Origin of the sequence: Mesorhizobium sp. M0815, assembly GCF_040319995.1 — a bacterium.
Classification (GTDB): domain Bacteria; phylum Pseudomonadota; class Alphaproteobacteria; order Rhizobiales; family Rhizobiaceae; genus Mesorhizobium.
Genome location: NZ_JAMYOU010000005.1, coordinates 1 through 13,618 on the forward strand (window position 1 = coordinate 1; position 13,618 = coordinate 13,618).

General features: G+C 63.2%; 12 protein-coding genes and 1 pseudogene. 8 read left to right on the plus strand and 5 right to left on the minus strand.

The features are described 5' to 3' along the window. Positions 1-161: 161 nt before the first annotated feature. The 3 genes and pseudogenes from NKI01_RS08000 to NKI01_RS08010 all read right to left on the minus strand — a co-directional run bounded on the left by NKI01_RS08000 (position 162) and on the right by NKI01_RS08010 (position 5,599). Positions 162-3,406, minus strand: a pseudogene (locus NKI01_RS08000) (error-prone DNA polymerase). Beyond that, positions 3,403-4,923 carry a Y-family DNA polymerase gene (locus NKI01_RS08005; protein WP_352962616.1) on the minus strand — a complete coding sequence of 507 codons (1,521 nt, stop codon included), beginning with the start codon at positions 4,921-4,923 and terminating at the stop codon, positions 3,403-3,405. Before NKI01_RS08005 ends, NKI01_RS08000 begins: the two are co-directional and overlap by 4 nt. After that, complete coding sequence (locus NKI01_RS08010; protein WP_352962619.1) at positions 4,838-5,599, minus strand: ImuA family protein; 762 nt, start codon at positions 5,597-5,599, stop codon at positions 4,838-4,840. Before NKI01_RS08010 ends, NKI01_RS08005 begins: the two co-directional genes overlap by 86 nt. A 215-nt stretch (positions 5,600-5,814) precedes the next feature. Between NKI01_RS08010 and dinB the strand changes: the two genes are divergently transcribed. Next, positions 5,815-6,906, plus strand: coding sequence for a DNA polymerase IV (gene dinB, locus NKI01_RS08015; RefSeq protein ID WP_502899424.1), 1,092 nt, complete (start codon positions 5,815-5,817; stop codon positions 6,904-6,906). A 12-nt stretch (positions 6,907-6,918) separates the two neighbouring features. Here dinB and ligD (NKI01_RS08020) read toward each other — a convergent pair whose 3' ends face one another. Together ligD (NKI01_RS08020) and ligD (NKI01_RS08025) are read right to left on the minus strand one after the other, a co-directional pair. After that, on the minus strand, positions 6,919-7,740 hold the full coding sequence (gene ligD, locus NKI01_RS08020; RefSeq protein ID WP_352962623.1) for a non-homologous end-joining DNA ligase: 822 nt from the start codon (positions 7,738-7,740) through the stop codon (positions 6,919-6,921). A 17-nt stretch (positions 7,741-7,757) separates the two neighbouring features. Continuing rightward, positions 7,758-8,708, minus strand: coding sequence for a non-homologous end-joining DNA ligase (gene ligD / locus NKI01_RS08025; RefSeq protein WP_352962625.1), 951 nt, complete (start codon positions 8,706-8,708; stop codon positions 7,758-7,760). Positions 8,709-8,990: 282 nt separating this feature from the next. Between ligD (NKI01_RS08025) and NKI01_RS08030 the strand changes: the two genes are divergently transcribed. From NKI01_RS08030 to NKI01_RS08060, 7 genes are all read left to right on the plus strand, one after another. Beyond that, on the plus strand, positions 8,991-9,170 hold the full coding sequence (locus NKI01_RS08030; protein ID WP_352962627.1) for a DUF3606 domain-containing protein: 180 nt from the start codon (positions 8,991-8,993) through the stop codon (positions 9,168-9,170). 19 nt (positions 9,171-9,189) lie between these two features. Beyond that, positions 9,190-9,966, plus strand: a complete 777-nt coding sequence (xth, locus tag NKI01_RS08035; RefSeq protein ID WP_352962629.1) for an exodeoxyribonuclease III — start codon at positions 9,190-9,192, stop codon at positions 9,964-9,966. 475 nt (positions 9,967-10,441) lie between these two features. Beyond that, positions 10,442-10,735: a hypothetical protein gene (locus tag NKI01_RS08040; protein ID WP_352962630.1), complete on the plus strand. Its 294-nt coding sequence runs from the start codon at positions 10,442-10,444 to the stop codon at positions 10,733-10,735. Then, complete coding sequence (locus NKI01_RS08045; protein ID WP_352962632.1) at positions 10,732-11,112, plus strand: helix-turn-helix domain-containing protein; 381 nt, start codon at positions 10,732-10,734, stop codon at positions 11,110-11,112. Before NKI01_RS08040 ends, NKI01_RS08045 begins: the two co-directional genes overlap by 4 nt. Then, on the plus strand, positions 11,099-12,127 hold the full coding sequence (locus NKI01_RS08050; RefSeq protein ID WP_352962633.1) for an ImmA/IrrE family metallo-endopeptidase: 1,029 nt from the start codon (positions 11,099-11,101) through the stop codon (positions 12,125-12,127). Before NKI01_RS08045 ends, NKI01_RS08050 begins: the two co-directional genes overlap by 14 nt. After that, positions 12,124-12,846: a C1 family peptidase gene (locus tag NKI01_RS08055; protein ID WP_352962634.1), complete on the plus strand. Its 723-nt coding sequence runs from the start codon at positions 12,124-12,126 to the stop codon at positions 12,844-12,846. The genes NKI01_RS08050 and NKI01_RS08055 overlap by 4 nt, the downstream gene beginning before the upstream one ends. Next, entirely contained in the window at positions 12,794-13,561 is a 768-nt protein-coding gene (locus tag NKI01_RS08060; RefSeq protein ID WP_352962635.1) for a hypothetical protein, read from the plus strand. The genes NKI01_RS08055 and NKI01_RS08060 overlap by 53 nt, the downstream gene beginning before the upstream one ends. Positions 13,562-13,618 lie beyond the last annotated feature (57 nt).

Here is a 13,618-nt window from a genome sequence, read left to right on the forward strand (position 1 = left end):
GATACGACCGATGTGCTCACACCTTCCTGTCGGCGATCGCATTCGCTGCAGCCTTCATCTTCTGGATCAATGAGTCCTGACCCTAACTGCAGACGTTCGGCTCACCACCCCATTTCAGTCGGGGCTTTTACGCTTACGGCTGCGCACGGACGATGCGAGCCCTATCGAAAATCCCGTGTCTTCACCTTGATCGGCTCAACCTGGAGCGTTGGATCCACGAGGTCCCGTGGCCGCAGGCCCTTCGGCAAGCGTTGCGGATCGGCTTCGTCGCCCCGCCCATGGGAAAGCGGAAACGGCGTCTCGCGATTGCCGACACTGGCGAGTTCCCTAGAGAGGTCGATCAGTTGGTGGGCGACGAGGTGGACCACTTCGCCCTCACGCTGAATCTTGCCCCGGACGCCGAGCATCGAGGAGGAGAGCAGCACGCGGCGAAACTTCTCGAAGACCTTGACCCAGACCACGACATTGGCGGCGCCAGTCTCGTCTTCCATGGTCAGGAACATCACGCCCTTGGCCGATCCCGGCCGCTGCCGGACGAGGACTAGGCCCGCCGCCTCCAGCCAGCGGCCATCACGCGCCTGCATTGCGTCGCGGCAGGTGACGATGCGACGGCGGGCAAGATCCGCGCGCAGGAAGGACAGCGGGTGGCTGCGCAGGGTGAGGCCGACATGGCCGTAGTCCTCGACCACTTCCCGACCGGCCGTCATCGGCCGCAGCACCAAGGCCGGTTCATGGATTTCCGAGACGGTCTGCCGTTCCCGAGCCGAGGCAGCGGCAAAGAAGGGCAGGGGTTCGTCACGCAACCCCTTGAGCGCCCATAGCGCCTCGCGGCGCGCCAAGAACAAATCGGAGCGGAAAGCGTGGCTTCGGCGAGTTGGACCAGAGATGCCGCCGGCACGCCGGCGCGTTGCCAGAGATCGTCGATGGATGCGAAGGCCTCGTCGGCCCGGGCTGCGACGATCGCCGCCGCGTCGGCATTGGCTAGCCCTTTAACTAGCCGCAGGCCGAGGCGAACCGCGAAGCGTCCGTCCTCGCCAATCGATTCCAGCGTGCAGTCCCAGCGGCTCGTATTGACGCAGACGGGCCGGATCTCGACGCCATGGGCTTGAGCATCGCGCACGATCTGGGCCGGGAGATAGAAGCCCATTGGCTGGGAGTTGAGCAGCGCGCAGCAGAAGACATCGGGATGGTGGCATTTCATCCAGCTCGAGGCATAGGCGATGAGTGCGAAGCTGGCGGCATGGCTCTCGGGAAAGCCGTAGCTGCCGAAACCTTCGAGTTGCTTGAACGTGGTCGCCGCGAATTCCGGGGTATAGCCATTGGCGATTATGCCGCCGATCAGCTTGTCGCGAAATTTGCTGACGCCGCCGGTGTGCTTGAAGGTTGCCATGGCACGGCGCAACTGGTCGGCCTCGCCGGCACTGAAGCCAGCGCAGACCATGGCCACCTGCATCGCCTGCTCCTGGAACAGCGGAACACCTAGTGTCTTGCCGAGCACGCGCTCGAGTTCGGGGGTCGGGAACTCGACCGGCTCCTTCCCCTCGCGGCGGCGAAGATAGGGATGGACCATGTCGCCCTGGATCGGACCGGGGCGCACGATGGCCACCTCGACGACCAGATCGTAGAAGGTGCGCGGCTTGATGCGTGGCAGCATCGACATCTGAGCGCGGCTCTCAATCTGGAACACCCCGATCGTGTCGGCCTTGCGGATCATGGCGTAGGTCGCCGGGTCTTCGGCGGGGATGGTGGCGAGGTCGACGGTGACGCCCTTATGTTCCGCCAGCAGATCGAAGCTGCGCTTCATGCAGGTGAGCATCCCCAACGCGAGAACGTCGACCTTCATGAATTTGAGAATGTCGATATCGTCCTTGTCCCACTCGATGACCTGCCGGTCGACCATGCGGGCCGGCTCGATCGGCACCAGGTCATCGAGCCGGTCATTGGTCAGAACGAAACCGCCCGGATGCTGCGACAGGTGCCGGGGCGTGCCCTCGAGCTGCTGCGCGAGTTCGAGGGTCAGTCGAAGCCGTCGATCGGCAACGTTGAGATTGAGCTCACGGGCGCGGGTCTCGTCGATGCCCTCGCCATGGCCCCAGACTTGAGACGACAGCAGCTTGGTCATGTCCTCGGGGAGGCCGAGGGCCTTGCCGATGTCACGGACGGCACCCTTGGTGTGATAGCGGACCACGGTCGAGCACAGCGCACTGTGGTCGCGGCCATAGGTCTCATAGACCCACTGCATGACGATCTCGCGCCGCTCATGCTCGAAGTCGACATCGATATCCGGGGGCTCGTTGCGCTCCTGCGAGACAAAGCGTTCGAAGAGCAGGTTGTTGCGCTCGGGATCAATGCTGGTGATGCCCAGGACATAGCAGACGGCCGAGTTGGCGGCCGAGCCTCTGCCCTGGCACAGGATGTCCTTGCTCCCCGCGAACTGCACGATGGCGTTCACCGTCAGGAAGTAGGGGGCGTATTGCAGGATCTCGATCAGGCGCAGTTCGTGCTTGATGAGCGCCACCACCTTGTCAGGTACACCCTCGGGATAGCGCCGCTCCGCACCCTCCCAGGTCAGCTTTTCGAGCGCCTGCTGCGCCGTCAGCCCGGGCAGCATCTTTTCTTCGGGATATTGGTAGGCGAGTTCGTCGAGTGAAAAACGGCATTGCCGGGCGATCTCGAGCGTTCGCGCGAGGGCTTCGGGATAGCGTGAGAACAGCCGCGCTATCTCCTCCGGCGGCTTGAGATAGCGGTCGGCATGGCGCTCGCGTCGGAATCCCAACTCATCGATCGTGATGTTGTGGCGAATGGCCGTTACCACGTCCTGCAGGATGCGGCGGCCGGGCTCGTGGAACAGAACATCGTTCGTCACCACCGTCGGCACGCGCATTTGAGTGGCAAGGTTGGACAGTTCGTGCAGCCGAACTTGGTCGTTGGGCCGGCGCCGCAAGGTCAGGGCCAGGTAGGCGCGATCGCTGAAGGTCTCCCGCAGTCGGCGCAACTGCAGCGCGCAGGTGTCATCGGCTCGGTCAGGGACAAGAACGGCGATCAGGCCGTCGGCATAGTCGGCCAAGTCGCTCCACTCGAGATGGCATTGCGCTTTGCCGCCGCGTTTCTTGCCCAAGGTCAGCAGCCGGCACAGCCGGGAATAGGCGGCCCGATCGGTGGGATAGACGAGCAGGGACATTCCGTCGACGAGATCGAGGCGACAGCCGACGATGAGCCTGACGCCAGTGTCCTTGGCGGCCTGATGGGCCCGCACGATTCCGGCCAGAGAATTGCGGTCGACAACCGCCAGAGCCTCGATGCCGAGCGCGGACGCCTGCGCAAACAGGTCGTCACAGGAACTGGCGCCGCGGAGGAACGAGAAATGGCTGGTGACCTGCAATTCGGCATAGCGCGGGGAGGTCATGCGAAGACCCCATGCAGGAACCATTTGTGCGAGCCGGTCCCCGGATCCTCGCCGTCGCCGGCCCGGTAGATCCAGAAACGCTCGTCTGACTCGTCCTCCACCTGGAAATAGTCGCGCACCGCGATCAGTTCGCCATCGCGCTCCCACCATTCGCCGAACACGCGTTCGGGACCGTCGGCGCGGGTGACGCGGCGACGGACGCCGCGCCAACTGAACCAGACCGGCGGATGGTCGGGCAGCAGGGCCATCGTCTCAATGGGTTCGGGGTGGGTCAGCAGACGCGGTGGGCGAGGCCAGTCACCGGGCCAACTCGATCCGTCGTCCGGCGCATTCGGCGCGATGTGGCGGACTGAGCGTTCGGGAACGTCACTCTCGACCGGGGCAAAGCGGTAGAGCCGCTGCTCACCAATACGGTTGGCAAGCACGTCGATGAGATCGGTGATGTCGGGCTCCGGCTCCTCGACCAATGAGGAGATGATCTGCTTGGCTCCGAAGGGCTCGGCGAGCGTCGCGGCGAGGGTCATCAGTTCGATGCCGAAACCGGGATCGACAGTTTCGATCCGGTCGGTCAGGAGACGGGTCAGCCGTTTGACATCGCGCACCGGCACAGCGGTGCCGACGCGAATGGTCTCGATGCGGTTGTCGACGCGATGAAAGAGCAAGTCGAGCCGGCGCGCGCCGAGCCCCTTGGCCTCAAGCGCCTCGCAGATGGTTGCGACGAGCTTGCCGGTATAGCGGGCTATGGTTTCGGCGGCGCCGATCGGCTCACCGAAGGCCCGGCGAACCTCGATGAGTTCCGGAGAGCGGGCGGGCTCGAAGGGTTCGCTGCGTCGCCCCATGGCCTGGTCCAGGCGACGGCCGAGTTCGGGCCCGAAGCGCAGGGTGAGAGAGGCGCGCGGCGCCGCCTCGACTTCGCCCACCCGCTCGAAGCCGAGCGTGAGCAGGCCTTCGACGATATCGTGGGGAAGTCGCAGGGCGCCGATCGGAAGGGCGCGCATAATCGCCGGGGCTTGCCTCACTGGCGCGACGAAGGTCGGCCGGGCGAGGAAGCGCGCGCAGGCATGAGCGGCGCCCCACGTGTCCGCGACAGCGGCGCGCGCGTCGATACCGGAGGACGCCATACGCGAGACCAGTCCCTCGAGCATGGCGTCCTCACCGCCATGCAGATGGTCGGCGCCCGTGGTGTCGATGATGAGGCCATCTGGCGGATCGGCGGCGACGATTGGCGCATAGCGGAGCGACCAAAGTGCCATTCTATCGAGTGCCTCGGCATCGCCGGCAGCATCCAGGTCGAAGCTCTGCAGGTTGGGCACCAGCACCTGAGCCTTGCTCGCCGATATGCCCACGCGCAGGCCGGCCGCGCGTGCCGCGGCATCGGCGGCCAGCACGAGCCGCCGGTTTCCCTGCCGGCCGAGCATGACCATCGGGGTTTCAGCCGAGGGCGCGGACTGGCCCATGGCGCGCCGCAGGCGATCGGTCGGCCAGTTCGGAAAATAGAGCGAGACAACCCTTGGCATCGCAGGCTTCCACTTCAAAATCGGCGCTTTCTCCCGCCCGCACCCGGATCAGTTCGAGCTGCCAGTGAGCGCGGCCGATACCGGGGACCGGCAAGGGACGGGAGGGGAGCGCGGTGACGCGCCAGCGGGTGACCGCGGCGGTTGGTTGTCCAAAATCGGTTGCTTCGGTTTGTCGTCGCCAACGGCGGATAGCGATGCCGATGGCGCCGGAGGCTTCGGCGGCGAGTTGCAGTCGGCGGGAGGCGGTCATGGAGAGGCGCGCCAGTTCGGCAACAACAGCGCCCAGACCGCCATGGCGAAGCCCTTCCTCGAAGCAGGCGAGCACGGACGCTTCGTCGCCGGCCTCGACATAAACAACGCGGCCGGGCAGCAGCCCAGCCTGGGCGAGGGCAGGGGCGAAGAGATCCTGCCGGGTGACGCACCAGAGCACCTTGCCCTTGGTGCGCGCGGCAATGCCGGCGGCAAACAGCGCCGCCGCGGCGCCATCGATCGCCCCGTTGCGGCCGCCGGCAACCTCGTGCAGCGCCCCGAGCGCCAGCCCGCCTCCCGGCAAGACCTTGTCGATAGCGGGAATGCCGAAGGGAAGTGTCGCACGGTTGCGCGCCGGCCCGCCTTCGAGGCGCGCGATTCGCTCGCGAAGCGCGGCGATAGCAGGGCTGGCAGCCGGCTGACCCATGAACGAAACACTCTAAACTGTCTTCCCAATGGATTTCGGGGCTGATATGTTCCTTATTTGTTCTCTTGGGTGTCCGAGAGTCAATCGGACTCGTTGCGCCGCTGCGAGAGTTGATCCCAGACTGCCCTTGATCGAGGTGCGGTCTATCTTGATATACCGCAGGTGATGCAGGGACGGCGAAGTGGGCGAGGGAAGCGACAGGAGCCAAGAAGCTGATGCGTCGGGGGAAAGGCATGGCCGTCCTTCGCAAGATCATCCATGTCGACATGGACGCCTTCTTCGCCTCGGTCGAACAGCGCGACAACCCGGCGCTGCGCGGCAAGCCGGTGGCAGTCGGCGGCTCGGCGGCGCGGGGTGTTGTGGCCGCTGCGAGCTACGAGGCCAGAAAGTTCGGGGTGCGATCGGCCATGCCCTCGATCACCGCAAAACGCAAATGCCCCGAGTTGATCTTCGTACCCCCACGCTTCGATGCGTACCGGGCCGTCTCCCAGCAGATCCACGCGATCTTTGCCGAGCATACGCCACTCATCGAACCGCTCTCGCTCGACGAGGCCTATCTCGACGTCACCGACAATCTGCAGGGCATCCCGGTCGCCACGACGATCGCGGAAATGATCCGCGCGAAGATCAAGTCCGAGACCGGCCTGACGGCTTCGGCCGGCGTCAGCTACAACAAATTCCTGGCAAAGCTGGCCTCCGGCCAGAACAAGCCGGATGGACTGTTTGTCATCACCCCGAAACTGGGGCCGGCTTTTGTCGAGGCGTTGCCCGTGCGGAAATTCCATGGTGTCGGCCCGGCAACCGCCGACAAGATGGCTCGGCTGGGCATTGAGACCGGCGCCGACCTGCGCGCACAGAGCCTGGCGTTCCTGGAGGAAAAGTTCGGGAAGGCGGGTCCGTACTATTACTGGATCGCCCGGGGCATCGACGAACGCCCGGTGCGGGCCGACCGCGAGCGCAAGTCCGTGGGGGCCGAGGACACCTTTGCGAGCGATCTATTTGACCTCGAAAGTGCTCGCAAGGAGCTGGCGCCATTGGTCGCCAAGGTCTGGCGGTATTGCGAGGAGAGATCGATCCAGGGTCGCACGGTGACATTGAAGGTGAAATTCACCGACTTCCAGCAGATCACGCGTAGCCGCACGATCGGGGGCGTCATCGAGGGCGAAGCCGACCTAGCGACCGTCAGCGGCACCCTCCTCGATCAGGTATTTCCTGTCAGCAAGGGGATCCGCCTGCTCGGGGTGACACTTTCAAATCTAAGCGGAACGCGAACAGAGGCCGATCGGCAGATGTCGCTGACGATCTAGGACTGGCTGCCGCTATCGGACTGCTTTTCGGATCCGCTCTGTCAGCGTTTGTTCGACATCGAAATAGCCCTCCCAGGCGTCGCACTCCTGAGCCAGGGCGGCGGCAGTGAAAACGTCAAACGCGCTGGCACTCTTGAAGGTCGGTAGCTCATCCCAAGTGACGGGTACGGCGCACGACGCACCGGACCGCGCGCGGGTCGACCACGGGCAAATCGCCGTGGCGCCCTGTCCATTGCGCAAATAGTCGATGAACATGCGGCCTTTGCGCCGCGCCTTGCTCATATTCGCGACGAAGCGGGACGGATCCGTGCGGGCCAGCAGTTCGGCGAAGTCCTGGCAGAAGTTCTTGACTACTTCCCAGTCGGCCTCGGGAACGAGTGGCACGACCACATGCACGCCCTTGCCGCCGGACAGCAGCGGCCAGGATTGAAGGCCGAGTGCCTCTAGAACGCCGCGGATGTCGATCGCGGCCTGCTTGACGTCATCAAAGCCCAGGCCCTCGTCAGGATCGATGTCGAAGATTATCCGGTGTGGAAGGTTTGGCTGCTGGCGCAAACTCCCCCAGACATGCAACTCGAGCACGTTCATCTGGACGCCGGCGATCAGCCCAGCCAGGTCGTCGACCCAAAGAATGCGGCTCTCCTTGCCGGACATCTTCTCCAACTGGCCGTCATGGATGGCCTTGGGCATCCCTGGCAGTTTGTGTTTTTGGAAGAAGGTCTGCTGCAAGTCGCCGTCGGTGTCGCGCACCAACGACAGAGGCCGGTCTTCGATATGTGGCAGCATCTTTTCGGCTACAGCGGCGTAGTAGGCGGCGAGCGTCGCCTTTGTCACCGTAGTGCCGGGATACATCAGCTTGTGTCGGGATGGGTCAGGTTAACGCCAACAGCGCGGGCGATCTCCTTGCCCATGGCGGGATCGAGATTGGCCGTAGCGGCACGCACGACGGTCTTGGGCGTTTCCATCACCACCTGGTCGGCGCGCTTGTCTTCGCGCATGCCTTGGAAGCTCGGGTGACGCAGGCTGCCGTCCGGTGTCACCTCGGAATAGGTGACTTCGGCGACGAGTTCGGGCTTTACCCAGCGGGCGCGGCGCGCAATGTCGTGGGGCACGGACACGAAGGCGGGTTTGTCCAGCGGCCGCTTCTCCAACTGCGCGAGAATGGATTTGCGCATCGCGTCGGTGAACCCGGTGCCGACGCGGCCGCGGTAGATCAGCTGTCCGTTCTCATAGGTACCAAGGATCAGCGAGGCCATGCCGCGGCCCGTGTCGCTCGGGCGGTAGCCGCCGACAACGAATTCCTGTCGTTTCGTGCACTTGATCTTGAGCCAGCTCGCGGTGCGGTCGCCGACATAGCGACTGTCCGCGCGCTTGGCGATGATGCCCTCGTGGCCGCCGGCGCACATGGTGTCGAAGATCTTCTTGCCGTTGTCGGCGATATGGCTGGAAAACTGCAGCCTGTCGTCCGGGTCCCTCTCGCCCAAAAGTTCCGCAAGCCGTTCCTTGCGCTCGAGCAGAGGCCTGCTGGACAGATCCTCGCCGTTCAATTCCAGCAGGTCGAAGGCATAGAACTTGAGCGGCATGCCTGCGGCAATGCCGGTTTTCAGCATTGAGAAGTTTGTGCGGCCCTGACTGTCGATGGCTACAATCTCGCCGTCGATTAGCGCCGAGCCCTTGGTCAGTGCCTGAAGCGGCGGCAGGATCACCTTGAACTGGCGGGTCCAGTCGTGGCCGTTGCGGGTGTAGGCGACGACTTCCGCTCCCGAGATGGCGACTTGGGCGCGATAGCCATCGAACTTCATTTCGAAGAGCCAATCGGCGCCAACCGGTATGTCGTCGGTTAGCGTGCAGAGTTGGAACGGACGAAACTGGGGTAGGGGGTACCTCGGGGTAGATTCTGAGTCCCTGCGCCGTGTGCGCTTTTTGGGGAGGGCGGCCTCTACGGCCGACGTGGGGAACCCGAATACATAGTCCAATTCAATACTCTGCCCTGGGTTTCAGTTCCAGCTGCGCCCCGATGAATTGAACCGGATGAGTCCGGCCGCGTTGTTGGGAAACTGGAACACAATCCTTGGAGGAAAGAAATGGCTACTCAAACAACTCGCGGGCGGAGCCAGGACCACGCAAAGGTCGCTGGTGGGCAGGATCATGAAGTGACGTACGAGGCGGGCAAGACTGGGTCGAGCAAGGCTGACGTCAAGTCGGCTGTGAAATCGGTCGGCAATAGTCGCAAGAAGGTCGAGGACAAGCTCGGCAAGAAGTGAGCCACGGCCGCGAGGGCAGATGGTTCGCATCGCCACCTTCAATGTCAACGGCGTCAATGGTCGGCTGCCCGTGCTTCTCAGGTGGCTAACGGCTACCAACTACGACATCGTCTGCCTCCAGGAATTGAAAACGTCCGATGAGAAGTTTCCGGCCGAGGCCATCCGCGAGGCGGGGTATGGCGCCATCTGGCACGGCCAGAAATCCTACAACGGTGTGGCCATTCTATCTCGCGGGGCGGACCCGGTTGAACGCCGGCGCGGCTTGCCTGGCGATCCTGACGACACCCACAGCCGCTACATTGAAGCCGACGTGGATGGGCTCGCCGTCGGCTGTCTCTACCTGCCAAACGGGAATCCGGCGCCCGGTCCCAAGTTCGATTACAAACTGCGCTGGTTCGACCGCCTGATCAGCTACGGCCAGGACCTGCTCGAAACGGGAGAGCCGACTGTGCTGTGTGGAGACTACAATGTCGTTCCGACCCCGATCGACGCGGTAGCGCCGCGACGATGGCTCGGCGACGCGGTTTACTTCCCCGAGAGCCGGCAAGCCTATGCCGAGATGCTTGACAAGGGATGGATTGATGCGGTTCGGCGCGTCCATCCGGAGAAGGGTATCTATACCTATTGGAATTTCTCTTATGGAGGCGGCTACGACAGGAGTTCGGGCCTGCGAATGGACCATCTGCTCGTCAGTCCCTCGTTGTCGCCCCTCCTCCGTAATGCCGGGGTGGATGTTGATACGCGAGGGTGGGAGAAGCCCAGCGATCATGCGCCCGCATGGATAGAGCTCGAGTAGCGCGATTTTGACGGGCCAATTCAGACGGGCGTTGAACAGGGTTACACGTGCGGTGCTTGTCCAAATTTGTAGCATTCTTCGGACATGCATTTGGTTGAACCTGACAACGGTCCCCTCTTGCTTGCACGGATTGAGGCTAGACCCGACGAGGTCTGGACCGCCGGCAACCTTGGCGATCTCGGCGCGCTCGTGGGCATGGCGCCGAGCCTTGACGACTTCCTGGCGTCGGCGAGGCGGGATCGGGAAGACCCTCAACGGCGGCAGATAGGTTTCACATCCGACTGCGCCGTCTCTCATCCCTCGCGCCGCCCTACGCGCAACCCTGAGTTCATCGAGACTCGGCAGCCGCCAAACCGATCTCTAAAAATTTCTTGCCTCCACCAGTTTAAGCTCCAGAAAGATTATCGATCTCGGGCCTTGTCGGAAAATCCGACATCATCTATATATGTGTCGGATTTCGAGACGCGAGGCACAGATGACTGTTTCGTCCGTATCAATTGAAGCGATTATCCGAGACGAGATCCGGAGCGCTCAGGCCGACAGACCGACCCCAAAGGCGGGTTGGGAGCCGCAAGTCGACTCCCTGATCATGGTGTCGATTGCTCTTCGGATCGAAGAAGAATTCAACGTCAAGCTACCGGAGGCGGCAATGCCCCCAGGCGGCTTCGATGACGAGGAAACATGCGTCGCTGTCTTTACCCAGCGCGTTGTGGAGTTGCTGGAAGAGCAGCAAGCGCAAAAGCAGCCGGAAGGAGAACAAGTGTCATGACCGCTGAACGGATCGGCTTCGCCGTTGCCGAGGATGAGAGCCTGATCCTCGGCGCAAAGCTGCGCGAGGCAAGAGAATATGTTGGGCTTAAGCAGGAGCAGGTCGCAAAACACATGGAACTGCCGCGCACTGCCGTGTCGGAAATCGAGAACGGGCGAAGGGGCGTTAGCGCAATTGAGCTAAAAAAGCTCGCTCGCCTCTATCAACGTCCAGTGACGTGGTTCACCGGGGAGGAACCGGAGGCCGCCGTTCCTGCCGATGTGGCGTTCCTCGCCCGCACCGCGAGCGCTCTGTCAGATAACGATCGCCAGGAGCTGCAACGATTTGCAGAGTTCCTCCGCTCCAGATCGAAGGTCGCCGGTGATGGTCCGTCGTAGCGAGCGCGAATCCATCCTCCGCGGCATTCGCGGCGCCAAGCGCCTACAGCGCGATCTGCGTCTCGACATTGGACCGTCTCGCGCCCAGCGGGTAGATGTCTTTGGATGCATCGCCCGAATGGGGGCGATGCTGATGTTCCAGCCGCTTGAGCCTCTCCTTGGGGCGTTCATTCGCGAAGATGGCGCTGCAGGAATCATCCTGAGCACGCGGCGGCCGCTCGGCATGCAGAGGTTTACGGCCGCTCATGAGTTGGGCCATTTGTTTCTCGGTCACGATCCGCATGCCGATGACGAGGGCATCCTCCGCCGCGCGCCCTGGGCCAATGATGCTGCCAGAGCGCCTGCAGTCCCTCCTGAGGAGCGGGAAGCGGATGCGTTCGCGTCGTATTTCTTGCTTCCTCCCTATCTCATCAAGGAACAGATGGAGCTCCGCGGCTGGGAGCCCCGGCATTTCGAGCAGCCCGAGACCGTTTACCAGGCGTCTCTGCGGTTCGGAACGAGTTACCGCGCCACGGTCTTCGCGCTCGAACGGGAACACGTCATCGGTCGCACCATGGGTCAACAGCTCCGAAACGCGGAGCCACGCGACCTGAAACGACAGCTCCTGGGCGACTACACATTGCAAAACGCCCAACGGGTCGATGTCTGGCACCTGACGGAACGTGACGAAGGCGCTGTCATCGAGGCCAGCCGCGACGACCTCTTCCTGCTGCGATTGAAGGAGGACAGCGGTAGTGGCTACGTCTGGACGTTCGACGAACTTCGCGACGCCGGATTCGCGATTCTGAGAGACGGACGGGAACCTATTGCCGTAGGCCAGATTGGCGCGCCTACGGTGCGCCGCGTGCTAGCGCATGCGGAGCGGCCCTTGGCCGGACTGCTGACGCTGCGTGAGGTGAGGCCGTGGGCGCCGGACGACGATCCGCAGCTTCTCACCCTCTACTGCAAGACCGCAACGAGTGACGAGGCTGGTTTGTTTGAGCCCCAGCGCGAGGAGCTTTTGGCTGCCTCATGACGCTGGATGTCTTGCAAGATCTGCGGTCCGTCCTCGGGCCCGTGCGCGATCAGGGTCGCCGCCCGACGTGCTTGTCGTTTGCTGCCTCAGCGGCACACGAGCAGGCACGCGGTGACGTAGATCCCCTGTGCGTGGAGTGGCTGTTCTACCACGCCGCTCAGCGTGCTGGCACCGGGCCGGGTGAGGGCACCACTCTGCCGGACACCCGCCAAGTCCTGCAGGACATCGGCCAACCCCTCGAGGCGATCTGGCCGTATGATGGTCGCCCCCAAAACGGCGCTATATGGCGGCCTCCGGTCGGCGTGCCGCTCCTTTTTCGGTGCGGCTCAGACGGCTGCGGCACGAACCTTGCGCAAGTTCGCCAAGCGCTGAATGGCGGTAAGCCTGTGGTCCTTGCTCTCTTTGTTTCGGCCGCCTTCACTGCGGCGACAACCTGGCTACGGACAGGGAACGAAATCATCCTCCCCGAGGATGGCGAGCCGATACACCGTCAGCGAGGACACGCAGTGGTCGCCGTCGGGTACGGCCGAATCGGAAGGGAGGATCTCATCTTGATCCGCAATTCTTGGGGTCCAGCATGGGGCACCGATGGGCACGCCTGGGTGCGGGAAACATACCTTAGCCGCCGTCTGTTCGGTGGATTCAGCATCAGTGAAGGAGATGGCGATGTTCTACAATCCGATGCCGGCGGCATCGACGCCCGCGCGCGCGTGGGTTGAGGCAGCGGCCCGCCTCCGGGCACAACCCAACCTCACCCTCGGCGGGCTCATGCTTCACATCGAGCAGCCTCTTGCCGTCGATCCCGACGACGAGGCCGTAATCATGACGATCGACCGCTTTCTGAAGCAGCACGGTGCCCATCCCGTCGTCACCGTGGCCAACACCATCTTTCCCTCCGCGCTAGACCGAGGCGACGGCATCGACGCGCTCCGCGAACGCTACCTGCAAGTCTACAAGCGCCGTATGTGCACGCCCGGCGAATGGGGTCGCTATTTTGAGCGCATGGTCAGTTGGCAAGACCGGAAGGGCGGCCGTATCGACCAGCTCGCCGAGAATATCCGCATGCTGAAGGATGCCCGTGAAGGGCGCTTCTACGAGAACCGCTATGAGATCATCATCTCGGATCCAGCGAGGGATTTGCGCAAGGCGCTGAACCGGCAGTGCCTGAGCATGATCGAGTTGAAGCCGGAGCGGAACGGCTCACTACACATGATCGCGCTCTACCGGAACCACTACTACGTGCAGAAGACTTTGGGCAACCTGTTGGGCTTGGGCCGCCTTCTGGAATTCATCGCGCGTGAAAGCGGCTTCGAGGTCGGCACGCTGACGGTGAACTCCACATCTGCCCGCCTCGACACGGAAGGCTGGGGCAAACCCGAAGTAATCTCTCTAGTTGACGACTGTGCTGCGCGTCTGGTTAGGGCGGCGGCTTGAGAGCCAACCTGAGGCTCGCCTCACCCCAGTGAGCGTCCCAATAGGGCGGCGGCCGGG